The 24534-nt window shown below is 73.5% G+C and carries 22 protein-coding genes; 19 read left to right on the top strand and 3 right to left on the bottom strand.

Translation table 11 applies throughout. The features are described 5' to 3' along the window. Positions 1–3: 3 nt before the first annotated feature. Both rhaI and DVA86_RS04710 read right to left on the bottom strand, forming a co-directional pair. Entirely contained in the window at positions 4–1164 is a 1161-nt protein-coding gene (gene rhaI / locus DVA86_RS04715) for an L-rhamnose isomerase (RefSeq protein ID WP_208884387.1), read from the bottom strand. Positions 1165–1315: 151 nt separating this feature from the next. Then, entirely contained in the window at positions 1316–4531 is a 3216-nt protein-coding gene (locus tag DVA86_RS04710; protein ID WP_208876040.1) for an alpha-L-rhamnosidase, read from the bottom strand. 351 nt (positions 4532–4882) lie between these two features. On the opposite strand from DVA86_RS04710, the gene DVA86_RS04705 reads away from it, so the two are divergent. From DVA86_RS04705 to DVA86_RS04640, 14 genes are all read left to right on the top strand, one after another. Continuing rightward, complete coding sequence (locus DVA86_RS04705; protein WP_208876039.1) at positions 4883–6484, top strand: sugar ABC transporter ATP-binding protein; 1602 nt, start codon at positions 4883–4885, stop codon at positions 6482–6484. Beyond that, complete coding sequence (locus DVA86_RS04700) at positions 6481–7521, top strand: ABC transporter permease (protein WP_208876038.1); 1041 nt, start codon at positions 6481–6483, stop codon at positions 7519–7521. Before DVA86_RS04705 ends, DVA86_RS04700 begins: the two co-directional genes overlap by 4 nt. Then, positions 7518–8498: an ABC transporter permease gene (locus DVA86_RS04695; RefSeq protein WP_208876036.1), complete on the top strand. Its 981-nt coding sequence runs from the start codon at positions 7518–7520 to the stop codon at positions 8496–8498. Before DVA86_RS04700 ends, DVA86_RS04695 begins: the two co-directional genes overlap by 4 nt. A 38-nt stretch (positions 8499–8536) precedes the next feature. Next, complete coding sequence (gene rhaS, locus DVA86_RS04690) at positions 8537–9649, top strand: rhamnose ABC transporter substrate-binding protein (protein ID WP_208876035.1); 1113 nt, start codon at positions 8537–8539, stop codon at positions 9647–9649. Between the two features lie 33 nt (positions 9650–9682). Further along, positions 9683–10006: an L-rhamnose mutarotase gene (locus tag DVA86_RS04685; RefSeq protein ID WP_208876033.1), complete on the top strand. Its 324-nt coding sequence runs from the start codon at positions 9683–9685 to the stop codon at positions 10004–10006. 13 nt (positions 10007–10019) lie between these two features. After that, positions 10020–11594 carry an L-fucose/L-arabinose isomerase family protein gene (locus DVA86_RS04680; protein WP_208876032.1) on the top strand — a complete coding sequence of 525 codons (1575 nt, stop codon included), beginning with the start codon at positions 10020–10022 and terminating at the stop codon, positions 11592–11594. Positions 11595–11609: 15 nt separating this feature from the next. Next, positions 11610–12620, top strand: a complete 1011-nt coding sequence (locus DVA86_RS04675; protein WP_208884385.1) for a LacI family DNA-binding transcriptional regulator — start codon at positions 11610–11612, stop codon at positions 12618–12620. A 202-nt stretch (positions 12621–12822) separates the two neighbouring features. Continuing rightward, positions 12823–13764 carry a fumarylacetoacetate hydrolase family protein gene (locus DVA86_RS04670; RefSeq protein WP_208876031.1) on the top strand — a complete coding sequence of 314 codons (942 nt, stop codon included), beginning with the start codon at positions 12823–12825 and terminating at the stop codon, positions 13762–13764. 90 nt (positions 13765–13854) lie between these two features. After that, on the top strand, positions 13855–15303 hold the full coding sequence (locus tag DVA86_RS04665) for an NAD(P)H-hydrate dehydratase (protein ID WP_208876029.1): 1449 nt from the start codon (positions 13855–13857) through the stop codon (positions 15301–15303). A 326-nt stretch (positions 15304–15629) separates the two neighbouring features. Beyond that, on the top strand, positions 15630–16646 hold the full coding sequence (locus tag DVA86_RS35145) for a L,D-transpeptidase (RefSeq protein ID WP_245996344.1): 1017 nt from the start codon (positions 15630–15632) through the stop codon (positions 16644–16646). 76 nt (positions 16647–16722) lie between these two features. After that, positions 16723–18018, top strand: a complete 1296-nt coding sequence (gene alr / locus DVA86_RS04655) for an alanine racemase (protein WP_208876024.1) — start codon at positions 16723–16725, stop codon at positions 18016–18018. Continuing rightward, entirely contained in the window at positions 18015–19325 is a 1311-nt protein-coding gene (locus tag DVA86_RS04650; RefSeq protein WP_208876023.1) for an alpha/beta fold hydrolase, read from the top strand. Before alr ends, DVA86_RS04650 begins: the two co-directional genes overlap by 4 nt. Before the next feature lie 13 nt (positions 19326–19338). Then, entirely contained in the window at positions 19339–19824 is a 486-nt protein-coding gene (gene tsaE / locus DVA86_RS04645; protein WP_245997541.1) for a tRNA (adenosine(37)-N6)-threonylcarbamoyltransferase complex ATPase subunit type 1 TsaE, read from the top strand. A 143-nt stretch (positions 19825–19967) separates the two neighbouring features. Continuing rightward, positions 19968–20213, top strand: a complete 246-nt coding sequence (locus DVA86_RS04640) for a hypothetical protein (RefSeq protein WP_208876022.1) — start codon at positions 19968–19970, stop codon at positions 20211–20213. Between the two features lie 71 nt (positions 20214–20284). Here the strand turns inward: DVA86_RS04640 and DVA86_RS04635 are convergent, their stop codons facing one another. Continuing rightward, on the bottom strand, positions 20285–20848 hold the full coding sequence (locus tag DVA86_RS04635; protein WP_245996343.1) for a hypothetical protein: 564 nt from the start codon (positions 20846–20848) through the stop codon (positions 20285–20287). A 160-nt stretch (positions 20849–21008) separates the two neighbouring features. Here DVA86_RS04635 and tsaB point away from each other — a divergent pair, with 160 nt between their 5' ends. The 5 genes from tsaB to DVA86_RS04610 all read left to right on the top strand — a co-directional run bounded on the left by tsaB (position 21009) and on the right by DVA86_RS04610 (position 24499). Beyond that, on the top strand, positions 21009–21668 hold the full coding sequence (tsaB, locus tag DVA86_RS04630) for a tRNA (adenosine(37)-N6)-threonylcarbamoyltransferase complex dimerization subunit type 1 TsaB (RefSeq protein WP_208876020.1): 660 nt from the start codon (positions 21009–21011) through the stop codon (positions 21666–21668). 68 nt (positions 21669–21736) lie between these two features. Then, positions 21737–22306, top strand: a complete 570-nt coding sequence (gene rimI / locus DVA86_RS04625; RefSeq protein WP_281279354.1) for a ribosomal protein S18-alanine N-acetyltransferase — start codon at positions 21737–21739, stop codon at positions 22304–22306. Then, positions 22303–23505 carry a tRNA (adenosine(37)-N6)-threonylcarbamoyltransferase complex transferase subunit TsaD gene (gene tsaD, locus DVA86_RS04620; protein ID WP_208876018.1) on the top strand — a complete coding sequence of 401 codons (1203 nt, stop codon included), beginning with the start codon at positions 22303–22305 and terminating at the stop codon, positions 23503–23505. Before rimI ends, tsaD begins: the two co-directional genes overlap by 4 nt. Then, positions 23502–23762, top strand: coding sequence for a hypothetical protein (locus DVA86_RS04615; protein WP_208876017.1), 261 nt, complete (start codon positions 23502–23504; stop codon positions 23760–23762). Before tsaD ends, DVA86_RS04615 begins: the two co-directional genes overlap by 4 nt. 38 nt (positions 23763–23800) lie before the next feature. Then, on the top strand, positions 23801–24499 hold the full coding sequence (locus DVA86_RS04610) for a DsbA family oxidoreductase (protein WP_208876011.1): 699 nt from the start codon (positions 23801–23803) through the stop codon (positions 24497–24499). Positions 24500–24534 lie beyond the last annotated feature (35 nt).

Here is a 24534-nt window from a genome sequence, read left to right as displayed (position 1 = left end):
CGGTCACGCTCCCCATCCGGCCTGCTGCCCGTCCGCCCGCTCGGCGGTGATCTTCGCGGCCCAGCCGGAGCGGTGGTACGCCGCCACCGGGTCCGGGTCGATGCCCAGCTCCTCGCGTACGGACGCCAGCAACGGCCGTACGTCCGTGTTGTACGCGTCCATCAGCACCGCGTTGGCGCCCAGCACGTCGCCGGAGGTCTGGGCCTCGGCCAGGGCGGGGCCGTCCACGAGGAGCGCCTTGGCGGTGGCCTCCTGCACGTTCATCACGGAGCGGATGATCGCGGGGATCTTCGGCTCGATGTTGTGGCACTGGTCGAGCATGAACGCGGTCTGCGGGCCGAGGCCGCCGCCCCGCACCACCTCGTACATCAGCCGGAACAGCTGGAACGGGTCGGCGGCGCCGGCCATCAGGTCGTCGTCGGCGTAGAAGCGGGAGTTGAAGTCGAAGCCGCCGAGCTTCCCCTCGCGCAGCAGCATCGCCACGATGAACTCGATGTTCGTGCCCGGCGCGTGGTGCCCGGTGTCGACCACGACCTGGGCCTGCGGGCCGAGTTTGAGGCAGTGTGCGTACGCGGTGCCCCAGTCGGGCACGTCGGTGGCGTAGAACGCGGGCTCGAACAGCTTGTACTCGAGCAGCAGCCGCTGGTCCTCGCCCAGTCGCTGGTACACAGCGGACAGCGCCTCGGCGAGCCGGTCCTGGCGGGTCCGTATGTCGTCCTGGCCGGGGTAGTTGGTGCCGTCGGCGAACCACAGCTTGAGGTCGCGGGAGCCGGTGGCGTCCATGATGTCGACGCACTCCAGCAGGTGGTCCAGCGCCTTGCGGCGTACGGCCGGCTCGGCGTGTGTCACGGAGCCGAGCTTGTAGTCGTCGTCCTGGAAGACGTTGGCGTTGATGGTGCCGAGCCGCACGCCGCGGTCGCGGGCGTACGAGGCCAGCGCGGCGTAGTCGGCCACGCGGTCCCAGGGGATGTGCAGGGCGACGACGGGGGCGACGCCGGTGTGCTCGTGCACGCGCGCCGCGTCGTCCAGCTTCTCCTCGGGGCTGCGGGGCACGCCCGGCTGCGTGAAGACCTTGAAGCGCGTACCCGAGTTGCCGTACGCCCACGAAGGGGTCTCGATCCGCTGGGACTTGAGCGCGGCGCTGACGGCCGGCAGGTCTGGCACTGACATGCGTCTCCTCGTACGGAACCACGCGGGAGCCGGTGGCACATCATGAAATGAAACGATTCAGAAAAGCTAACCCCGCAGGTGACCCCCGTCAAGGAGGGCTGCGACGCCGCTCCTTGGCGCGCGCTCTCCTCGACGGGGCCCGCCCCTAACCGCCCGTGCCGAACCGGTGCCGGCCCGAGCCCACCGCGAACACCGCGCAGCCCTCCGCCGTCCGCACGAACTCGGCGCCGTCCCCGCGCGCCACGTCCTCCGCGCGCGCGGCGGGCACCCACACCTCGGCCGTCGCGTTGACCGGGACCGTCACGGTGAGTTCGAAGCGGTCCGCGCCGTCCCACGTCCACCGGGTGGCCACCGGCCCGTACGGCGACGCGTAGCGGCCGCTCGCGGACCGTACGCCGCCGCCGGGCCGGGGCCGTACGGTGATCTCCCGGAAGCCGGGGGAGCCGGGCGCGATGCCCGCGATGTTCTGGTACATCCACTCGCCGACGCAGCCGTAGGCGTAGTGGTTGAACGAGTTCATGCCCACGTCCTGGAAGCTGCCGTCCGGCTTGATCGAGTCCCAGCGCTCCCACATGGTCGTGGCGCCGTTGTCGATCTGGTAGCCCCAGGACGGGAACGTCCGCTGCTCCAGCAGCCCGTACGCGACGTCCGTACGGCCGGCCGCGGTGAGCGCGGGCAGCAGCCGCGGCGTGCCGAGGAAGCCGGTGGAGAGGTGGCCGTCGCGGGACTCGATCAGCTCGGTCAGCCGGCCGGCCGCGGCGCGCCGGGCGGCGGCGTCGGGCAGCAGGTCCATGGAGAGGGCGAGGACGTACGCGGTCTGGGTGTCGCCCTTGACACGGGCGCCGCCCTCGGTCACGTACGCCGTGTTGAACGCGTCCCTGATCCGCCCGAACAGCTTCTCGTACGGCCCCGGGTCCTCGCCCAGCGCCTTCGCCGTACGCGCCGCCAGGTCGGTGGCGTGCCCGAAGTAGGCCGTGCCGACCACGTCCTTGGGGGTCTCGTCCTCCGTGTTCAGCCAGTCGCCGTAGCCCTCGGCGGGGCGCAGCAGGCCGTCGCTGTGCTCCTCCAGATACGTGATCCACTTCCGTACGGCCGGCCAGTTCTCCTCCAGCACCCGCCGGTCCCCGTACGCCTGGTGCAGCGCCAGCGGCACGGTCACGCCCGCGTCGCCCCAGCCGGCCACGCCCTTGCCGACGGGGCCGATGTACGGGGCGACGTCCGGGTACGCGCCCGCGTCGTCCTGGCCGTCGCGCAGGTCCTGGAGCCACTTGGTGAGGAAGCGGGCGGACTCCATGTTGTACGCGGCGGTCGGCGCGAACACGTTGATGTCGCCGGACCAGCCGAGGCGTTCGTCGCGCGCGGGCGTGTCGGTGGGCACGGACAGGAAGTTGCCGCGCTGGCCCCAGGTGATGTTGCGGTGCAGCTGGTTGAGCATCGGCGCGTCGGTGGCGAAGTCCATGGTGAACGGCGCGGCCGTGTGCATCACCAGGCCCTTCACGGCGTTACGGGCCGGTGTGCCGGGGTAGCCGGTGACCTCGACGTAGCGGAAGCCGTGGAAGGTGAAGCGCGGCTGGTACGTCTCGGTGCCCGAGCCCTTGAGGGTGTACGTGTCGACGGGCCGCGCGGCGCGCAGGTTCGCGACGTACAGGCTGCCGTCCTTGTCCAGCACCTCCCCGTGCCGCAGCTGCACGGTGCGGCCGGCCTCGCCGGAGACGGTGAGGCGGACGCCGCCCACCATGTTCTGGCCGAGGTCGTACAGGAACACGCCGGGCTTCGGCTCGGTGACCTCGACGGGCTCGATCTCCTTCGTGATCCGCGTCGGCGCGTCCGTCATCGCCACCACGCTCGTCTCGATGCCGGAGGCCGCGGTGGCCCGCTGCCAGCCGGAGTCGTCGAAGCCGGGACCGGTCCAGCCGGGGGTCTCGCGGCGCGCGTCGTACTGCTCGCCCATCATCAGATCCGCCGTGAGCAGCGGCCCGGTGGCCGCGCGCCACTGCTCGTCGGTGCCGACGCTCTCGCTGCTGCCGTCCGCGTACACCACGTCCAACCGGGCGAGCAGCGCCGGGTGTTCGCCGTAGTGGTGCTGCCCGAACCAGCCGATGTTCCCCGCGTACCAGCCTGGCGCGAGGGTGACGGCGAGTGCGTTGCCGCCGCGGCGTACGGCGTCGGTGACGTCGTGCACCTGGTACGCGACGCGCTTGGCGTAGTCCGTCCAGCCCGGCGCGAGCTGGTCCTCGCCGACGCGGGCGCCGTTGAGGTGCGCCTCGTACAGGCCGAGCGCCGTGACGTACAGGCGGGCGCGCGCGACGCGCTTGCCGGGCAGCCGGAACGAGCGGCGCAGCTGTGCGGGCGACTGCTCGGGCAGCACCTTGCCCCACGGGTCGTCGCCCCAGGTGCCGACCCGGCGGGCCTCCTGCCAGCCGCTGTCGTCGTGGTCCGGGTCCTGCCAGCCGTCGCCGGGCGGCTCGTTCGTCGTACGCCATGTGCCTGCGGTGTCGAAGCGGACGGTGCCGCCCGCGGTCTCGGCCTCGAGGACGGCGAGCAGACCGGCGGGGCCCTGCTCGGAGTTGACGGCCTCGACGGCGAGGACGTTGGCGCCCTCGCGGAGCAGCCCGGTCACGTCGAGGAGCGCCGGGTGGCTCCAGCTCTTGTGCACGGGGTGGGCGTCGCGGGCGGCGATCTCGGTGCCGTTGACGTACGCGGTGAAGCCGTCGTCGACGGCCAGCACCAGGCGGGCGCGGCGTACTTCGCCGGACACCTCGAACGTGCCGCGGAAGTGGCGGGTGGCGGCGGGGACTTGGCCCACCTGGTCGTCCGGGTGCCAGACCCAGGGCGCGCCGGCCACGTCCGGGGGCGCGACGAGCGCGGCGGGGGCGCTGATCCAGTCGGCGTGCCACTCCTGCTCGTCCATCAGCCCGGTCTCCCACCAGCTGGGGCCGGACCAGGGGGAGGGGCCGCCGTCGGCGCCCCAGACGCGTACGGACCAGTGGTAGCGGGTGCGGGGTCGCAGCGCGGGACCGTCGTACGGGACGAGGACGGACTGGCGCGCGGTCTGCTTGCCGCTGTCCCACACGTCGGGGGAGCCGAGGCGGTCGGGGGAGGTGGCGACGCGGATCTGGTACGCGTGCTGGAGCACGCCCTCGCCGTCCGCCGCCAGCACCCAACTGAGCCGGGGGCGGGGCGAGTCCACGCCGAGCGGGCGGTCGGCGTACTCCGTGGTGGTGCTCCGGACGCGCAGGCCGGCGGCTGCGCCCGCGGGCGGCGCGGGGGCGGCCTGCGCGTCGGTGGCGAGCGTGCCGAGCGCCGTGCCCGCAGTGCCGGAAGCGGCAGCCGTGGCGATGAGACGGCGTCTGCTGATCATGGACCTGCACCTCCTGGAGCAAATAAAAACGATTCAGTTCAGTGCGCCAGGAACGTAGAGCTGTTCGGAGGTGACCGTCAAGACATCCGGCATGCAGGTTATTTACCTGCTGCGCACCCCCTTGACGGGGTCTCGGGGTGGCATTAGCTTCCCGGAATTGAATTGAAACATTTCATTTTCGCAGGCGAACGAGCACGGGAAACGACCGCCGCTGCCGAAGTGAGTGAGCCAAAGGGCGCGCCGGTGTCGAAAGCGATGAGACCAAGCGAGGAACGAGCGCAGAGTCGAAGAGTGTCGACACCGGGTACGAGCGCCCGGAGGCGAACGAACACGAAAGGGGAGAACCGCACCATGCCCCAGCCCGCACCGGCCGGAGCCGCCGCTCCGGTACTCGCGCTGAAGGAGGTGACCAAGTCCTTCGGCAGCGTGCGCGCGCTGCGCGGCGTCTCGCTCGAACTCCACGCCGGCGAGGCACACGCGCTCGCCGGCGAGAACGGCGCGGGCAAGTCCACGCTCATCAAGGCGCTCGCCGGGGTACACCGCCCCGACTCCGGCACGGTGCTCCTCGACGGCGCGCCCGTCGCGTTCCACGGCCCCGCCGACGCGCGCGCCGCCGGCATCGCGGTGATCTACCAGGAGCCCACGCTCTTCGCCGACCTCTCCATCGCCGAGAACATCTTCATGGGCCGCCAGCCGCGCCGCACCCTCCGCCGTATCGACCATACGGCCGTACGCGACGCCACCGCCGCCCTGCTGCGCCGTCTCGGGGTCGACCTGGACCCCGAACGGCCCGCCCGCGGGCTGTCGATCGCCGACCAGCAGATCGTGGAGATCGCCAAGGCGCTCTCCTTCGACGCGCGCGTGCTGATCATGGACGAGCCCACCGCGGCGCTCACCGGCACCGAGACCGACCGGCTGTTCGCCGTGGTGGAGACGCTGCGCGCGGAGGGCGCCGCGGTGCTGTTCATCTCGCACCGGCTGACCGAGATCTTCCGGCTCTGCCAGCGCGTCACCACCCTGCGGGACGGCGAGTTGGTGGCCTCCGAGCCGCTGGCCGGGCTCACCGAGGACGACCTCGTGCGCCGCATGGTCGGCCGCGACCTCGACGAGCTGTACGCGAAGCAGGACACCCGCACCGGCGAGACCGCCCTGACCGTACGGCGGCTCACCCGCGAAGGCGTCTTCCACGACGTGTCGTTCGAGGTCCGCCGCGGCGAGATCGTCGCCCTCGCCGGGCTGGTGGGCGCCGGGCGCAGCGAGGTGGTGCAGGCCGTGTTCGGCGTGGACCGCGCGGACGCGGGCGAGGTGGAGGTACGGGGCACGGCGCTGCGCCGCGGCTCGCCGACGGCCGCGATGGACGCGGGCCTCGCCCTCGTGCCCGAGGACCGGCGGCAGCAGGGCCTGGTGATGGAGATGTCCATCGAGCGGAACATCGGCCTCACCGGACTCGACCGCCTCGGCCGCGGCGGCCTCGTACGGCGGGCGGGCGAACGGGCCCGCGCCACCGACTGGGCGGCCCGGCTGCGGCTCAAGTTCGACCGGCTGTCCGACACCGCGGGCGTGCTCTCCGGCGGCAACCAGCAGAAGGTCGTCCTCGCCAAGTGGCTCGCCACCGAGCCGGGCGTGCTGATCGTGGACGAGCCGACCCGCGGCATCGACGTCGGCACCAAGGCCGAGGTGCACCGGCTGCTCTCCACGCTCGCCGCCGACGGTCTCGCCGTCCTGATGGTCTCCTCGGACCTGCCCGAAGTCCTGGGCATGGCCGACCGGGTGCTCGTCATGCACGAGGGCCGGCTCGTCGCGGAGATACCGCGCGCCGAAGCCACCGAGGAGTCGGTGATGGCGGCGGCGACGGGACGTACGCGGGCGGGCGCGCGTACGGACACAGAGGCGCGTACGGACGCGGGCCCGGGTACGGAAGCCGGCGCCCGTACAAAGGAGGGCACGCCGTGAGCACCAGCACCCTCAAGCCGCCGCCCGCCCCGCAGGCCCCGGCCGAACGCCCCCGGCGCTCCCTCGCCGAGACCGTCTTCCGCGTCCGCGAACTCAGCATCGGCGGCGCCCTCGTCCTGCTCATCCTCGGCACCTGGCTGGCCAACCCCTCCTTCCTGGACAGCCAGGGCGTCAAGGACCTGCTGCTCAACTCCGCGATCCTGGTGCTGCTCGCGACCGGCCAGTCCGTCGTCGTGCTCACCCGCAACATCGACCTGTCCGTCGGCTCCGTCGTCGGCCTCAGCGCCTTCGCCTGCGGCAGTTTCGTCTCCGGCAGCGACCACAGCGCGGTCACCGTGCTGCTGCTCGGCACCGGACTCGGCGTGCTGTGCGGTCTCGTCAGCGGGGCGCTGGTGAGCTTCGGCCGGGTGCCCGCGCTGGTCGTGACGCTCGGCATGCTGTACGTCATCCAGGGCATCGGCCACGCCTGGGCGCACGGCGACCAGATCAACGCCGCCGACGTCCCGCAGGGCGTGCTCGACCTGGGCAGCGGCAGCGTGCTGGGCGTGCCGTACCTGCCGCTGATCTCCGCCGTGGTGCTCACCGGCACCGCGTACTACCTGCGGACCTACCGCGGCGGCCGCGAGCTGTACGCCATCGGGTCCAGCCCGGAGGCCGCCCGGCTCGCCGGCATCCCCATCCGGCGGCGGGTGCTGGCCGCGTACGCCTTCTCCGGCGCGGTCGCCGGGTTCGCGGGCGCGCTGTGGCTGGCCCGCTTCGGGACCGTCGTGGCGGACGCCGCCAACGGCTGGGAACTCACCGTCGTCAGCGCCGTCGTGGTCGGCGGTCTCGCCATCACCGGCGGCGTCGGCACTGTCTGGGGCGCGGCGCTCGGCGCGCTGCTGCTCACCACCATCGGCAGCGCGCTCGTCGTGCTCAAGGTCAACCCGTTCTGGGAGCAGGCCATCACCGGCGTGCTGCTGCTGGCCGCGATCTGCGCCGACCGCGTCGTACGGCACCGCACCACCGAGGCGCTGCGGAAGAGGAGGCGGCCATGAACAAGTACGTGCGGTACCTCCGCTGGGACACCGGCCTCGGCATCCTGCTCGTCGCCGTCCTGCTGGCGGGCGCGGGCAGCACCGAGGGCTTCGCGGAGACGACGAACCTCTCCGCCGCCCTCAACGACACCGCCGAAATCGCCCTGATCGCCCTTCCGATGACGCTGCTCGTCGTCGCCGGGCAGGTCGACCTGTCCGTCGCCTCCATGCTCGGCCTGTCCAGCGCGCTCGCCGGCGCGCTCTGGGACGCGGGCTGGGCGTTCGAACTCATCGTGCCCGTCTGCCTCCTGGTCGGCGTGCTCGGCGGGCTCCTCAACGGCTGGCTCGTCACCCGCGTCGGACTGCCCTCGCTGGCCGTCACCATCGGCACCCTCACGCTCTACCGCGGCCTGGCGTCCGTCGTTCTCGGCAACAAGGCCGTCGCGGACTTCCCCGACACGTATGCGCAGTGGGCCTCGTACACCGAGACGGTGCCGGGCACCTTCGTGCCGTACCCGATCGCGCTGTTCGCCGTGCTCGCGGTGGTGGCCGCGGTGGTGCTGCACTGCACCGGGTTCGGGCGGTCGATGTTCGCCATCGGCGCGCAGGAGCAGGCCGCGTGGTTCGCGGGCGTACGGGTCAAGCGGATCAAGCTGGTGCTGTTCGCGGTGACGGGGTTGATGGCCTCGTTCGCCGGCATCGTCTACACCCTGCGCTACGGCAGCGCACGCGCCGACAACGGGCTCGGTCTCGAACTCGTCGTCATCGCCTCCGTGCTGCTCGGCGGCGTCGACTTCAACGGCGGCAAGGGAACGCTCGGCGGCGCCGTCGCCGGCGTGCTCCTCATCGGCGTACTCAACAACCTCCTCACGCTGAACGACGTGTCCAACGAGATCCAGGTCATCGTCACCGGGGCGCTTCTGATCGTCTCCGTGCTGACGCCCCGGGTGATCGCCGTGCTCGGCGAGCGGCGGCAGCGCCGTACGGCCGCGCCCTGACCGCCCCCTTCCCGTCTCCCTGCTGAAAGGCCCCCGCCATGCGACCGCACACCCGCACCCGATTCCGCACCCGTTTCCGTACCCGTACGGTCGCCGCGACCGCCGTCGTCTGCGCCCTGTCCGTGGCGCTCGCCGGCTGCTCCGGCACCACCAAGGACGACGCGAAGGACGACGCGGCGAACGCCAAGGAAGACGCCCAGAACGCCAAGGCCGACCCCGACGCGCCGCTGAAGAAGGGCCTCAAACTGGCCTTCCTGCCGAAGCAGATCAACAACCCGTACGAGAAGATCGTCGACGAGGCGGGCATCAAGGCCGCCGAGGAGTACGACGGCGAGGCCAAGGAGGTCGGCCCGTCCGACGCCAAGGCGTCCTCCCAGGTCAGCTACATCAACACGCTCGTACAGCAGCGGCAGGACGCCATCCTCATCGCCGCCAACGACCCCAACGCCGTCTGCGGCCCCCTCAAGCAGGCCATGAAGCAGGACATCAAGGTCGTCGCGTACGACTCCGACACCAGCAAGGACTGCCGCCAGCTGTTCATCAACCAGGCCAGCTCGGAGGACATCGGCCGCAGCCTCGTCCAGCACACGGCCGAGCAGCTCGGCCACAAGGGCCAGATCGCGATCCTGTCGGCGACGCAGAACGCCACGAACCAGAACGCCTGGATCGAGTTCATGAAGGACGAGCTGAAGAAGCCCGCGTACAAGGACATGAAGCTGGTCAAGACCGCGTACGGGGACGACGACGACCAGAAGTCGTTCCAGGAGACGCAGGGCCTGCTCAAGGCGTACCCGAAGCTGAAGGCCATCATCTCGCCCACCACCGTCGGGATCGCCGCCGCCGCCCGCTACATCGGCGGCTCCTCGTACAAGGGCAAGGTCGTGCTCAACGGCCTGGGCACGCCCAACCAGATGCGGAAGTACGTGAAGAACGGCACCGTCGAGCAGTTCTCCCTGTGGGACCCGGAGAAGCTCGGCTACCTCGCCTCGTACGCCGCCGCCGCGCTCGCCTCCGGGCAGATCACCGGCAAGGAGGGCGAGCGGTTCAAGGCGGGCGAGCTGGGCGAACGGACGGTCGGCAAGGACGGCGAGGTCATCCTCGGGCCGCCCACGGTCTTCGACAAGAAGAACATCGACGACTTCGACTTCTGAGCACCCGGCGAACATGACGGCGGAGGGACACGTATGCAGCGCGTCTGCTTTCTGCTCCGGGTCCGGGCCGACCGGATCGACGAGTACCGCGAGCGGCACGCGGCCGTCTGGCCCGAGATGTGCGCGGCGCTCACCGCGAGCGGCTGGCACAACTACTCGCTCTTCCTGCGCGACGACGGCCTGCTCGTCGGCTATCTGGAGACCGAGGACTTCGAGGCCGCCCAGGCCGCGATGGCACGGACCGAGGTCAACGCGCGCTGGCAGGCCGAGATGGCGCCGTTCTTCGAGTCGCTCGACGACGGCACCGGCCCGGACGAGGCGATGCGGCCGCTGACCGAGGTGTTCCACCTCGCGTAGGAGGGAGCAGGGCATGACGAAGGAGAACGCGCACGCGGACACGTACGGGAGCGCGGGCGGGGAGGCGTACGAGGAGGCCAGGGAGGCCGGGGCGGCCGTCCCCGTACGCACGCCCGCCGTCGCCCGCCGCCCCCGCGTCGGCCTGGTCGCGGGCGGACTCGGCGCGTACTGGCCGCAGTTCCCCGAACTGCTGCCCCAACTGCGGCGCTCCGCCGCCCGCGTGGCCGAGCGGATGCGCGGGCTGGACGCCGAGGTGGTCGACGTCGGCTTCATCTCCGACGCCCGCGAGGGCGCCGAGGCCGCCGACAAACTGCGCGCCGCCGACTGCGACCTGATCGTCGGCTTCCTCACCACCTACATGACCGCCACCATGCTGGTCCCCGTCGCCCAGCGCGGCGGCGCTCCCGTCCTGCTGATCAATCTGCAGCCGACCGAGGCCATGGACCACGCCTCGTTCGACACCGGGCAGTGGCTCGCGTACTGCGGGGCCTGCCCGCTGCCCGAGATGGCCAACGTCTTCGAACGCGTCGGCGTGCCCTTCCGCTCCGTCAGCGGCCACGTCGAGGACGAACGCGCCTGGCAGCGCATCGCCCGCTGGATACGCGCGGCAGGCGTACGGTCCGCGCTGCGCGGCGGGCGGCACGGGCTGATGGGGCACCTCTACCCCGGGATGTACGACGTCTCGACGGATCTGACGATGGTGCCGGGCACGTTCGGCGGCCATGTGGAGGTGCTGGAGTTCGACGACCTGCGGGTACGGGCCGAGGCCGCCGCCGACGCGGGCGTGGCGGCCAAACTCGCCGAGACCCGCGACGTGTTCACCCTCGACGACACCGTCGCCGAGGACGACCTCGCCTGGGCCGCCCGCGTCGCCTGCGGGCTCGACCGCCTGGTGGCGGACTACGACCTCGACTCACTGGCGTACTACCACCGCGGCCTCGACGGCGAAATCCACGAACGGCTCGGCGCCGGGATGATCCTCGGCGCCTCACTCCTGACGGCGCGCGGCGTGCCGGCCGCGGGCGAGTACGAGCTGCGTACGTCGCTGGCCATGCTGATCTGCGACCGGCTCGGCGCGGGCGGCTCGTTCACGGAGCTGCAGGCGCTCAACTTCCGGGACGGCGTCGTGGAGATGGGCCACGACGGCCCCGGCCACCTCGCCATCGGCGAGCACCGCCCGCTGCTGCGCGGCCTGGGCGTCTACCACGGGAAGCGCGGCTGGGGCGTCTCCGTCGAACTCGACGTACGGCACGGGCCGGTCACGCTCGTCGGCGTCGGCCAGACCCGCGACGGCCGCTACCGGCTGATCGCCGCCGAGGGCGAGGTCGTCGGCGGCCCGCTGCTGCGCATCGGCAACACCACCTCGCGCGTCGACGTCGGCGCCGACCCCGGCGAGTGGACGGACGCCTGGAGCGCGAGCGGCGTCGGCCACCACTGGGCGCTGGCCACCGGGCGGCTGCTGCCCGACCTGCGCGCCTTCGCGGACCTCACCGGTACGGAACTGGTCGAGGTCGGCACGGGCGCGGGCGCACCGTACGGCCCCGGAGCCGGTGCGGGGCCCTGGGCCGGTCCGCACTGCGTAGCATGAGCGCTCGTGGCGAGCATGGTGGGCATCAAGGACGTGGCGCGGGCGGCGGGCGTCTCCGTGGGCACGGTCTCCAACGTGATCAACCGCCCCGACATGGTGGCGGAGGAGACCCGCGACCGGGTGCGCTCCGCGATACGCCGGCTCGGCTACGTACGCAGCGAGTCGGCCCGCCAGCTGCGCGCCGGCCGCAGCCGGATCATCGCGCTGCTGGTGCTGGACATGGCCAACCCGTTCTTCGTGGACGTCGCCTCCGGCGCGGAACGTGCCGCACGCGCCGCCGGGCTCGGCGTGATGCTGTGCAACAGCGCGCAGAGCGCCGCCGAGGAGGCCGACTACCTGTCGCTGTTCGCGGAGCAGCGCGTACGCGGCGTCCTCGTGACACCGGCCGACGACTCCGGCCGTAACCTCGCCGACTTCGAGCGGCACGGCATCGCGTTCGTCAGCGTCGACCGCGCCGTGCCGAGCAGCGAGGGCTGCTCGGTGTCCGTGGACGACGTACGGGGCGGTGGACTGGCCATACGGCATCTGCTGGACCAGGGGCACCGCGAGATGGCGTATGTCAGCGGCTCGATGTCGCTGACCCAGTGCCGCGACCGGTACGCCGGCGCCCGCCGCGTCCTGCGCGGCTCCCGCTCGGGCGCGCAGCTGCGGCACGTGGAGGTCGAACGCCTCGACGTGGCCGCCGGACGCGACGCGGGCGCGCGCCTGCTGGGCATGTCGCCCCGGCCGACCGCCGTGTTCTGCGCGAACGACCTGCTGGCACTCGGCGTGCTCCAGGCGCTGTACGGGGCGGGGGTCTCGGTGCCTGAGGACATCGCGCTGGTCGGGTACGACGACATCGAGTTCGCCGCTGCCGCGGCGGTGCCGCTCACGTCCGTACGGCAGCCCGCGTACCGGATGGGGCGGGCGGCGGCCGATCTGCTCATCGAGGAGACGGGCGACGACGCGGCGGAGCACGAGCACCAGCGGATCGTGCTCCAGCCCGAACTGGTCGTGCGCGAGAGCAGCATGTCCAGCGCGGGCTGAAAACCGGCCCACCTGGCCGGTCGCTGTCGTGGACGCCAAGCGGCAGCGGATATTCCTGTGCACCTCGACCGTTCCGAAGAGGCACCATCCCAGCAGGAACGGTTCCACAAGATCCACCCCCCACAGGAGTACCCATGCCTTACGCACGCGTCGCCCGCAGAGCCCCGAACGAACCGCCCCGCCGCGGCACCGAGGGGCCGCAGTGAGGTTCGCGACCTTCCGCAAGGCGGGCGCCGTCCACGTGGGGATGGTGGACGGCGACACCGTACGCTCGCTGGCGGAGCTGGACGCGGCGCGGCCGGTGACCACCATGACGGACGTCATCGACAGGTTCGGCGAGCTGTACGACCGGCTCAACGACTGGCCGCACGCCCGCCGGGACGGCGTACGCGGCGCGGAGCCGTACCCGCTCGACGACGTCGAACTCCTCGCCCCGCTCCCCGCACCCCACCGCAACCTCCTCTGCGTCGGGAAGAACTACGCCTCCCACGCCAGGGAGTTCGACCGCAGCGGCTACAGCGCGACGCCCTCCGGCGGCGTCCCCGGCGCGCCCATCGTGTTCACCAAGCCGCCGGAGTCCGTGATCGGCCCGTACGCGCCGATCCGGCTGCCCCGCGGTGTCACCGGCTGTCTCGACTACGGAGCCGAACTCGCCGTCGTCATCGGCAGACGGGGCCGCGGCATCCGGGCACAGGACGCGCACCGGCACATCTTCGGGTACACCATCCTGAACGACGTCACCGCGCGCGATCTCCAACTCCGGCACGGCCAGTGGTTCCTGGGCAAGGCCCTGGACGACTCCAGCCCGATGGGCCCGTGGATCGTCACCGCCGACGAGACCGACGGCACGGCCGCGCTCGGCGTACGGTGCTGGGTCAACGGCGAACTCCGCCAGCAGGCCGACACCGGCGAACTCGTCTTCGGCATCCCGGACTTGATCGCCACGCTCTCGGCCGGCATGACGCTGTACCCCGGCGACGTCATCGCCACGGGCACCCCCGCGGGTGTCGGCGCGGGCTTCGACCCGCCCCGCTTCCTCGCCGCGGGCGACACCGTACGGGTGGAGATCTCCGGCATCGGCACGCTTACCAACCCGGTGGCCGAGGTGGCGGCCGGGGCCGCGACGGAAGGAGCCGACGTGTGACGGACACGGCGGGCCCGCGGACGGCCGTGTGGCCGCAGCGGCCCGCCCCGCCGGCACCCGTACGCGCCTCCCCTTCGTCACACTGGACGCATGAGGACTGCGTACAGCGTGGAAACCGTACGGAACGCGGAGCGGGCGCTGATGGCGCTGCTGCCCGAGGGAACGCTCATGCAGCGCGCCGCCGCCGGGCTCGCCGCCGCCTGCGCCGGGCTGCTGGACCGGGTGTACGGCGCCCGCGTCGTGCTGCTCGTCGGCAGCGGTGACAACGGCGGCGACGCCCTGTATGCCGGCGCGCGACTCGCCCGCCGCGGCGCGGGCGTCACGGCGGCACTGCTCTCGCCCGACCGCACGCACGCGGGCGGCCTGCGCGCCCTGCGCGCGGCGGGCGGACGCGCCGTACCGGCGGCGGACGCCGCCCCGCTCCTCGCCGGTGCGGCACTCGTCGTCGACGGGATCGTCGGCATCGGCGGCAAGGGCGGCCTGCGGCCCGACGCCGCCGGACTGGTGCGGGCCGTCGAGCAGTCCGGCACACCCGTCGTCGCCGTCGACCTCCCCAGCGGAGTCGACGCCGACACGGGCGAGGTGCACGGCCCCGCCGTACGCGCCCACGCGACCGTGACCTTCGGCGCGTACAAGCCCGGCCTGCTCATCGACCCCGCACGCGAGCACGCCGGCGCGCTGCGGCTCGTCGACATCGGCCTCGCACCGCACCTGCCGCCCGTACCCGAGGCGGAGGCGCTCCAGCACGCGGACGTGAACGCGCTGCTGCCCCGGCCCACCGCGGAGAGCGACAAATACCGGCGCGGCGTCGTCGGCGTGGCGGCCGGTTCGGCGCGCTACCCGGGGGCCGCCGTCCTGGCGGTCGCCGGGGCGCTGCGCGGGGGCGCGGGAGCCGTACGGTACGTCGGGCCGGGCACGGAGGCCGTCGTACGGCACTTCCCCGAGACCCTGGTCTCGACGGGCGGGCCCGCGAAGGCCGGCCGCGTACAGGCATGGGTCGTCGGGCCCGGCCTCGGCGACGGGCAGGAGCCGCGCGAGACCGTCGACGAGGTGCTGGCCTCCGGCGTACCGGTCCTCGTGGACGCCGACGGGCTCCGCCTCCTCGACCACGACGCCGTACGCGCCCGTACGGCCCCGACCCTGCTCACCCCGCACGCGGGCGAGGCCGCGTCCCTGCTCGGAAAGCCGCGCGAGGAGGTCGAGTCGCAGCGCCTGGCGTCCGTACGGGAACTGGCGGAACGGCTGCGGGCGACGGCGCTCCTGAAGGGCTCCACCACGCTCGTCGCCTCACCGGACGGCGCGGGCCCCGTACGGGTCAACCCGACCGGCACCGGCTGGCTCGCCACGGCGGGCAGCGGCGACGTGCTGTCCGGGGTCACCGGCGCGCTGCTGGCGGCGGGCCTCCCGCCCCTGGACGCGGCCTCGGCCGGCGCGTACCTGCACGGCCTGGCCGCCCGCCAAGCGGCCCCCCCGCCCACGGCCTCCACGGTCGCCTCGACGCTCCCGACCGCCTGGCGCTCCATCACACGGGAGCCGTAACGCCGCCGCTTCCCGCCTTCCGGCCGCGCGGTGGGTTCGGCACCGCCGATCTCCACCGTGCTGGTTGCGCGCCGTCGCGGCGGGATGAGGGTGCGACCCTGCTCGGGCAGGGGGCCGGTGGGCGGTGGCCGCAACCCCTTCCCGCCGCCGCGGTGGGTGAGCGCGGCGGACTGGGTCCGGCGGCATGTGCGACGGCGGTCGGGACACGTACGGCACAAGCGGCACAAGCGCCGCCGTGTGGGCTCACCGGGGGAAAACCTGGGGCGGCGGGGTGGTTTCCGCCCCCGCCGCGCGGCGCGCGAGAGCCCTCCGTGCATGCGTACAGCGTGCGCACACGAATCCAAGCCCAGAAGCTCGGCGCGGCCGTACTCGCCGCAGCCATCGCCGTACCGCTCGCCCTCGGCAGCGCGAGCGCCGCCAGCGCCGCAAGCGCCGCAACCGGGGACGGGCCCGTCCCGCGTGGCCCGGTCCCCGAGGAGAGCCTCGTACCCGGATACCCGCTGGAGCCCAAGCAGCCGTACCAGCGGATCACCCCCGACCAGGGCATGTTCCCGCCGGACGGTGACGCTCCCGACAACGCCGCTCGCGGCGACGACAACGCCGCCCCCGCCGACAACCGCGCCGCCCCCGGCGACGAGAGCCGGGCCCGCCCCGAGCGCAGGACGCCCGGCGCGGAGTACGCGGTGCCCAGCGCGCTGATCGAGTACGTGCCGCGGGGCGAGCAGATCCAGGACCGTGCCGCGAAGCCGCGTATGCCGCGCTGTTCGCGTTCGACGGGGCCGTACCAGCGGTTCGTCGAGCGGTATCTCAAGCTGAAGGTCGACGGCAGGCAGTCGCCGTCCGACTGCCTGGCGATCCAGAAGTACCAGACCGCCGTCGGCATCTACCCGAACAGCGGCTTCGCCGGTCCCGTCACCTGGAAGGTGATGACGCTGCGCTGGGCGCAGAAGCATCCGGACCGGCTGCGCGGGTGCCCGACGGCGCGCGGCAAGGTCGTGTGCATGGACCTGAACCGCCAGCTCCTGTGGGTGACGAACAACGGCAGGATGGTCTACAAGCCGGTCCCGGTCCGTACCGGCAAGCCGGGCTACGAGACCCGTACGGGCTGGAACCGGATCACGAACCGGGTCCGGCACGAGTGGTCGCGGCTGTACGAGTCGCCGATGCCGTTCAGCCAGTACTTCAACGGCGGCCAGGCCATCCACGGCGTCTACGACGACCTCTACACGACGTCCGGCTCCCACGGCTGCGTGAACCTCGAGTACCAGGACGCGGCCCGGCTGTGGAAGCTCCTGCGCCAGGGCGACCGCGTGTACAGCTGGGGCCGGAAGCCCAACCCGTAGGGGCGGAACGGCGGCGGGGAAACCGGGGCGGTCGCCGGTGGCACCGTACGGCCGTGCGGGTTGAGAGACTGGCCGGATGAACGACCAGTCCACCGGGCCACGGACCGCCCCCACGGCGCCCCCCGCGGCACCCGACACGGCGCCCGCACCCGGCCGCGCCGCCCCCGTACGTGTCCGCGCCGAGGTCGACCTCGGCGCGGTGCGCGCCAACGTACGGGCGCTCCGCGCCCGCGCCCCGCGCGCGGAGCTGATGGCCGTGGTGAAGGCGGACGGGTACGGGCACGGGCTGCTGCCGTGCGCCCGTGCCGCCCGCCGGGCCGGGGCGTCCTGGCTGGGCACCGCGGTGCCCGAGGAGGCGCTGGCGCTGCGCGCCGCGGGCGACCGGGGCCGGGTGCTGTGCTGGCTGTGGACGCCCGGCGGGCCTTGGCGCGAGGCGATCGAGGCGGACGTCGACGTGGCGGCAAGCGGCCGCTGGGCGCTGGACGAGATCGTGGCGGCGGCGCGCGCGTGCGGCCGTACCGCCCGCGTACAGCTCAAGGCCGACACGGGGCTCGGCCGCAACGGCTGCCAGCCCGCCGACTGGCCCGACCTGGTCGCCGCCGCGCGTGCCGCCGAGGCGGAGGGCGCCGTACGGGTCACCGGCATCTGGTCGCACTTCGCCCGTGCCGACGAGCCGGGCGACCCGTCGATCGCGGCCCAGCTGGACGCGTTCCGTACGGCGCTGGAAACCGCCGAGCGCGCCGGACTCGCCCCCGAGGTGCGGCACATGGCGAACTCGCCCGCGACCCTCACGCTCCCCGAGGCGCACTTCGACCTCGTACGCCCCGGGGTGTCCGTGTACGGCCTGTCGCCGTCGCCGGAGGTCGGCGTCGCGGCGGATCTCGGGCTGCGGCCCGCGATGACGCTCAGCGCGTCCCTCGCGCAGGTGAAGCGGGTGCCGGCCGGGCACGGGGTGAGCTACGGGCACACGTACACGACCCAGGGCGAGACCACCCTCGCGCTCGTGCCCGCCGGCTACGGCGACGGCGTCCCGCGGCACGCGTCCGGCAGCGGGCCCGTACTGGTCGCGGGGAAGCTGCGGACGGTCGCGGGGCGGGTGGCGATGGACCAGTTCGTGGTGGACCTGGGCGGGGACAGGGCCGAAGTGGGCGACGAGGCGGTGCTGTTCGGGCCGGGGGACCGGGGCGAGCCGACGGCGGAGGACTGGGCGCGCGCGGTGGGCACGATCTCGTACGAGATCGTCACCCGGGTCGGCGCCCGCGTGCCCCGCGTGTACGTGGGGGAGGGCGCGCAGGCCGCGGGGCACACGGACGACGGGGACGGCGCGGGCGACGCGGGCGACCGTACGAGCACGGAAGGCGTGCCGGGATGAGCGAGCAGCCGGGCGGTGGCGGGAGCCCCGGGAGCGGAGGCTGGGTACGGCACGCGGGCGTGGCCGGGGCGGCGATAGGGCTGCTCGCGGCGGGCGTGGCGGTCGAGCGGCTGACCGTGAACCGTACGGTGCGCCGCCGGGCCCGCGCCGCACTGGACGCGGCGGGCCCGTACGGCTCGCTGCGCGGCACCCCCGGCACGGCGGTCGCGGCGGACGGCACGGAGCTGCACTACGAGATCGACGAGATCGACGAGATCGACGAGGCCGACGAGGCCGACGAGACCGACGGCGAGCTCGATGGGGCCGACGCGCCGGGGGCGGCCGACGCCACCCCCGGCGTCACCGTCGTCTTCTCGCACGGCTACTGCCTCAGCCAGGACTCCTGGCACTTCCAGCGGGCCGCGCTGCGCGGAGCCGTCCGTTCCGTGTACTGGGACCAGCGCAGCCACGGCCGTTCCGCCCGTGCCGCGGCCGGGGAGCCGGTCAGCATCGACCGGCTCGGGCGGGATCTGAAGGCCGTGCTGGACGCGGCGGTGCCCGAGGGCCCGGTCGTCCTGGTCGGGCACTCGATGGGCGGCATGACGATGATGGCGCTGGCCGACCAGTACCCCGGCTTCGTCGCCGAACGGGTCGCCGGTGTCGCCTTCATCGGTACGTCCGCGGGCGGGCTCACCGAGGTGACGTACGGGCTGCCCGCGGTCGGCGCGCGTGCCGCGCGGCGGGTCCTGCCCGGCGTGCTCAGGGCGCTGGCGGCGCAGACGGAGCTGGTCGAACGGGGGCGGCGGGCGACTGCGGACCTGTTCGCGGGGCTGGTCAGGCGGTACTCGTTCGGCAGCCCCGGTGACGTGGACCCCGGGGTGGCGCGGTTCGCCGAGCGGCTGATCGAGGCGGTGCCGGTCGATGTGGTCGCCGACTTCTATCCGGCGTTCGCGGAGCACGAGAAGGCGGCGGCGCTGCCGTACTTCGGCGACGTGCCCGCGCTGGTGCTCGCAGGCGACCGTGACCAGCTCACCCCGCACGGGCACAGCGAGAGGATCGCCGCGGCGCTGCCCGGCGCGACGCTGGTCGTCGTGGAGAACGCCGGGCACCTGGTGACGCTGGAACGGCCCGAGCTGGTCGACGAGCAACTCGCCGGACTGCTCGCCCGCACGCGTACCATCCGGTCGCATGGAAGCACCGCACCACCGGACAGCCCTCCCGCAGCAGGCAGCTCCGCAGCAGACGACCCGGCAGCAGACAACCCCTCAGCAGACACCCCCGCGCCCGGCGCGGGACGCCGGTCCCGTGCGCGCCGCCGTCACCGTTGAGACCCCGGAGCGGATGCGGGAGCTGGGGCGGCGGCTGGCGGGGCTGCTGCGCCCCGGCGATCTCGTCCTGCTGACGGGGCAGTTGGGCGCAGGCAAGACCACCCTGGCGCGCGGTCTGGGCGAGGGCCTGGGCGTACGGGGGGCCGTGACCTCGCCGACGTTCGTCATCGCGCGCGTGCACCCGCCGCTGGACGGCGGCCCCGCGCTGGTGCACGTGGACGCGTACCGGCTGGGCGGCGGTCTGGAGGAGATGGACGACCTGGACCTCGACGTGTCGCTGACCGACTCCGTGGTCGTGGTCGAGTGGGGCGAGGGGAAGGTCGAGGAGCTGTCCGAGGACCGGCTGCACGTGGTGATCGACCGCACCACCGGCGCCGGGCCGGAGCCCGCGGGGCCTGAGTCCGCCGGGCCGGGCGCCGCCGAGCGGGACGTACGCGAGGTCACCGTCATCGGGACCGGTGCGCGCTGGGCGGACGTGGATCTGAGCGTTCTGGCGTAGCCCGTACGGCCGCCGGGTGCGGGCGGGGGAAGTTGCCGACAGGATACCGACAGGGCGTCGGCAAGCAGTTGCGTACGCGGCGCGAGCCGTGGTCCTATGGAGGTCGAGAGTCTAGTTAGGTCTGCCTAACTTCAGGAGGGCCCATGCCGGCTGGAGAGCGGGAACACCCGCGTACGCGGAAGCAGCCGCAGCCGCAGCCGTCGCCGTCGCCGTCGATGAGCGAGGTGCTGGCGTCCTGCGCCGCGGCGGACGCCGTGTCCACGCCGCCGGAACGGCCCGCCCGGCCCGCGTCCGAATCCGCCTCCGAGCCGGCGTCCGACGAGGAGAAGCACGCGGCCGCCGGACACGCCGGACACGGCACCGCGCAGCGGGGCCGCCGCGCGGCGTAGCGGGCAGGGGCGCGGACGGCCGCGCTGTCACTCGTTCTGGCGGTATCGGAGCGCGGTACACGCCCACGGGCTCAGGGAACGACGACGACCTTCGTGCCCGTCGTCGCGAACAGCCACATCGCCTGGCCGTCCTTCTCCCGCTCGCGGATGCCGCCCGTCTTCTCGTCGGACTCCGGGTCGGGCGTGGACCCGTCCAACGCCGAGCTGAAGCCGATGACCGTGCCCTCGACGTTCGCGAAGCGCACCACGTTCTCCACCGGGACGCCGTCCGAGCCCGTGACGTGCCGGGTGCGTGTGGTCACGCGGTACGTGTCGGGCGGCGGGCTGACCGAGCTCGGCCAGACCTCGAACGTGCGCTGCACCTTGTCGCCCGCGCCGATCAGCCAGACGCGCTTGCGCTTCAGGGAGTAGACGACGCGTTCTCCGCTGCCGGAGCGGGCCGGGACCGCCGTCTCCTGCTTGGCCTTGTCGGAGGTCGTCGGGGAGGCGGAGGAGCCGGGCCGCTTCGCAGCCGGGGACACGCCGTCCATGGCGGCGGACGCCTGGTAGGCGAAGAAGCCGACGACGCCCAGCGCCGCCGCGGTCAGCCAGGCCACGGCCTTCCCCGGTCTGCCACCGCTGTTGCGTGCGCCCACCGTGCCGTCACCTCTCCGTGTGCCTGTTCCGGGGTTGACGGTAGCAGCCGGTACGGAGGCGGGCGGACCGTCCGCGGACACCCGCGGAGGCGCCCGCCGCGCGGCCCCCGACCCGTACCGCGCGGACAACGCGCGGCCCCGCCCGCCGTACGCTGGAACCGTGCTGCTGCTCGCTCTCGACACCGCCACGCCCGCCGTCACCGTCGCCCTGCACGACGGCGAGCGGGTCCTCGCCCACTCCGCCCAGGTCGACGCCCGCCGCCACGGCGAGCTGCTGCTGCCGGCCGTCGACCGCGTGCTGCGGTCGGCGGACCGCGAGCTGCGGCAGGTCACCGCGATCGTCGCCGGGGTCGGCCCGGGCCCGTACACGGGGCTGCGGGTGGGGCTGGCCACGGCCGAGGCGTTCGGTGCCGCGCTCGGCATCCCCGTACACGGGCTGTGCACGCTGGACGGCATCGCGTACTCCTCCGGGCTGGACACCCCCTTCGTGGTCGCGACGGACGCGCGGCGCAAGGAGGTGTACTGGGCGCGGTACGCCGACTCCCTTACGCGTGTGGGCGACCCGGCCGTCGACCGCCCGGACGACATCGCCGGGGAGGTGGCCGGGGTGGCGGCGGTCGGCGTGGGGGCGCGGCTGTACGAGAGCACGTTCACGGGCGTGCGTACGGACCTGCCCGAGCACCAGTCCGCCGCCGCGCTCGCGTCGCTCGCCGTGGGGAGACTCGCGGCCGGGACGGAACTGCTCCCGCCGCGGCCGCTCTACCTCCGCCGTCCGGACGCCCAGGTGCCCGCCAACTACAAGGTGGTCACGCCCAGGTGAGCCCGGAGCCGTACCAGCCGCACGGAGCCGCCCCGACTCCGGCGGCGGACCCGCGGACGCGCCTCCGGCTGCGCGAGATGCGCTGGTGGGACATCGAGCCGGTGGTCGCGCTCGAACGCGAGGTGTTCCCGGAGGACGCCTGGTCCGAGGGCATGTTCTGGTCGGAGCTGGCGTACGCGCGGGGCGCGCACGCCACCCGGCGCTACCTCGTGGCCGTCGCGCCCGACGGGACCCTGGCGGGGTACGGCGGCCTCGTCGCGGTGGACGGCACCGGCGACGTCCAGACCCTCGGGGTGCTGCCGGCGTACCGGGGCACGGGCCTCGGCGCGCGCCTGCTGGACGCGCTCCTGTCCGCGGCCACGGCCGACTTCGGGTGCCACGAGGTGCTCCTCGAGGTACGGGTCGACAACCACCCCGCCCGCCGCCTGTACGAGCGCTTCGGCTTCGTGCCCATCGGCGTGCGGCGCGGCTACTACCAGCCGGGCAACGTCGACGCGCTGGTCATGCGGAACGGCCGCCCGGCGGAGCCCCGGCACGGGCCGCGCGCCGGCACGGGACCCCACGCGGCCACGGGACCCGACAACGTGGCGCCCGGCGCCGTAACGAACGCACCACCCGGAGACGAGCGGAAGCCATGACAGACGAACCCCTGGTCCTCGGCATCGAGACCTCCTGCGACGAGACCGGCGTCGGCGTCGTCCGCGGCCGTACGCTGCTCGCCGACGCCGTCGCGTCCAGCGTCGACGAGCACGCGCGGTTCGGCGGCGTCGTGCCCGAGATCGCCAGCCGCGCGCATCTGGAGGCGATGGTTCCGACCATCGAACGGGCCCTGGCCGAGGCCGGTGTCTCGGCGCGCGACCTGGACGGCGTCGCCGTGACGGCGGGGCCGGGGCTCGCGGGCGCGCTGCTCGTCGGCGTCTCGGCGGCCAAGGCGTACGCGTACGCGCTGGGCAAGCCCCTGTACGGGGTCAACCACCTGGCCTCGCACATCGCCGTCGACCAGCTGGAGCACGGCGCGCTGCCGGAGCCGACCATGGCGCTGCTGGTGAGCGGCGGCCACTCGTCGCTGCTGCTGGCACCGGACATCACGGCGGACGTACGGCCGCTCGGCTCGACGATCGACGACGCGGCGGGCGAGGCGTTCGACAAGATCGCCCGCATCCTCCAACTCGGCTTCCCCGGCGGCCCGGTGATCGACCGTTACGCACGCGAGGGCGACCCTGCGGCCATCGCCTTCCCGCGCGGGCTCACGGGGCCGCGCGACGCGCCGTACGACTTCTCGTTCTCCGGCCTCAAGACCGCCGTCGCGCGCTGGGTCGAGGCCCGGCGGGCGGCGGGCGAGAACGTGCCCGTCGCGGACGTGGCGGCCTCGTTCCAGGAGGCGGTCACGGACGTGCTCACGCGGAAGGCGATCCGCGCCTGCCGCGACGAGGGCGTCGACCACCTCATGATCGGCGGGGGAGTGGCGGCGAACACCCGGCTCCGCGCGCTCGCCGAGGAGCGCTGCGCGGACGCGGGGATCACGCTGCGCGTGCCGCGTCCCAAGCTGTGCACGGACAACGGCGCGATGGTCGCGGCGCTCGGGGCCGAGATGGTCGCGCGCGGGCGTTCGGTCTCGTCCTGGGACCTGCCCGCGGACTCCTCGCTGCCGGTGACGGAGCCGCACGTACCGGGCACCGCCGCGCCCGCGCCCTCTCCCGTACCGGCGTCGGCGTCGCCTGAGTCCCAGCCCGTGGCCGCCCATGCGGACGGGCACGGGCACGGCCACGCGCATGCGCATGTGCATGCGCACGACCATGTCCACGAACTCAGCAGAAAGAACCTCTACGACTCATGACTGTCGCACTGATGTGGGAGGCCAAGGCCCCCGAGGGACGGGACCGCGAACTGCTGTCCTGGTGCCGCGGGCACCCCCTCGCCCCGGCGCCCCTGCGTCGCGAGACGTACTCCGCGCCCGGGGGCAGGGTGCTCGTCATCACCTGGTGGCACGCGGCCCTCGACGCCGACCTGCCCGAACTCCCCGATCCCCCGGCCGAGCTGACGGCACGGCCCGTACACCGCTGGCGTTTCGAGCAGGTGCAGCCGAACGACTGAACCGCGCGGACCGCGCCCGTACGAGGAGGCACGCACGCATGACCCCGACAGGCATCGCCAGCCCCGACCCCGGAACGGTCACCGTCTGGTCCGACATCGGCTGCCCCTGGGCCAGCCTCGCCCTGCACACGCTGCGCGCGGCGGCGGCCGAACGCGGCCAGGACGTGCTGATCGACCACAGGGCGTTCCCGCTGGAACTGTTCAACAACATGCCCACGCCGAAGTACATCGTGGAACCCGAGACGATCGTGATCGGCGCGCGACGGCCCGAACTGGGCTGGCGGGTCTGGTCGAAGCCCGAGTGGACCTACCCGTCCGCGATGCTGCCCGCCATGGAGGCCGTACAGGCCGCGAAGGACCCGGCGGTCGGCGGCCTGCGCGGCAGCGACGAACTGGACGCCGCGCTGCGGCACGCCTTCTACGTCGAGCACCAGTGCGTCAGCATCCACCCGGTGATCCTCCGGCTGGCCGAGAAGTGCCCGCACGTGGACGCCGCCGAGCTGGCGAAGGCGCTGGAACGGGGCGCGGGCCGGGCCGAGATGTACGCGCACTGGCGCATCGCGCAGGGGCCCGAAATCCAGGGCAGCCCGCACCTGTTCAGCGCGGACGGCTACGACGCGCACAACCCGGGCGCGGTCTTCGAATGGACGGGCGACCCCATCGAGGGCGGCCTCCCCCGCCTGGACGCCTACGACCCCTCATGGGCCCCCACCCTCCTCGACCGCCTGCCCCGCTGAGCGAGCTCCAGCCCGTCCGGCGCAATCCCAGCCCG

Source organism: Streptomyces armeniacus, from assembly GCF_003355155.1.
Lineage (GTDB): Bacteria > Actinomycetota > Actinomycetes > Streptomycetales > Streptomycetaceae > Streptomyces > Streptomyces armeniacus.
This window is presented reverse-complemented; position numbering and strand designations above follow the sequence as displayed.

Coding starts and splice junctions, on each gene's coding strand:
- DVA86_RS04695 (WP_208876036.1), top strand. CDS start 7,518: ATGAACAAGTACGTGCGGTACCTCCGCTGGGACACCGGCCTCGGCATC.
- DVA86_RS04675 (WP_208884385.1), top strand. CDS start 11,610: ATGGTGGGCATCAAGGACGTGGCGCGGGCGGCGGGCGTCTCCGTGGGC.
- DVA86_RS04710 (WP_208876040.1), bottom strand. CDS start 4,531: ATGATCAGCAGACGCCGTCTCATCGCCACGGCTGCCGCTTCCGGCACT.
- DVA86_RS04680 (WP_208876032.1), top strand. CDS start 10,020: ATGACGAAGGAGAACGCGCACGCGGACACGTACGGGAGCGCGGGCGGG.
- tsaE (WP_245997541.1), top strand. CDS start 19,339: ATGCGGGAGCTGGGGCGGCGGCTGGCGGGGCTGCTGCGCCCCGGCGAT.
- DVA86_RS04615 (WP_208876017.1), top strand. CDS start 23,502: ATGACTGTCGCACTGATGTGGGAGGCCAAGGCCCCCGAGGGACGGGAC.
- DVA86_RS04650 (WP_208876023.1), top strand. CDS start 18,015: ATGAGCGAGCAGCCGGGCGGTGGCGGGAGCCCCGGGAGCGGAGGCTGG.
- DVA86_RS04685 (WP_208876033.1), top strand. CDS start 9,683: ATGCAGCGCGTCTGCTTTCTGCTCCGGGTCCGGGCCGACCGGATCGAC.
- DVA86_RS04665 (WP_208876029.1), top strand. CDS start 13,855: ATGAGGACTGCGTACAGCGTGGAAACCGTACGGAACGCGGAGCGGGCG.
- tsaD (WP_208876018.1), top strand. CDS start 22,303: ATGACAGACGAACCCCTGGTCCTCGGCATCGAGACCTCCTGCGACGAG.
- alr (WP_208876024.1), top strand. CDS start 16,723: ATGAACGACCAGTCCACCGGGCCACGGACCGCCCCCACGGCGCCCCCC.
- rhaS (WP_208876035.1), top strand. CDS start 8,537: ATGCGACCGCACACCCGCACCCGATTCCGCACCCGTTTCCGTACCCGT.
- DVA86_RS04610 (WP_208876011.1), top strand. CDS start 23,801: ATGACCCCGACAGGCATCGCCAGCCCCGACCCCGGAACGGTCACCGTC.
- DVA86_RS04640 (WP_208876022.1), top strand. CDS start 19,968: ATGCCGGCTGGAGAGCGGGAACACCCGCGTACGCGGAAGCAGCCGCAG.
- DVA86_RS04705 (WP_208876039.1), top strand. CDS start 4,883: ATGCCCCAGCCCGCACCGGCCGGAGCCGCCGCTCCGGTACTCGCGCTG.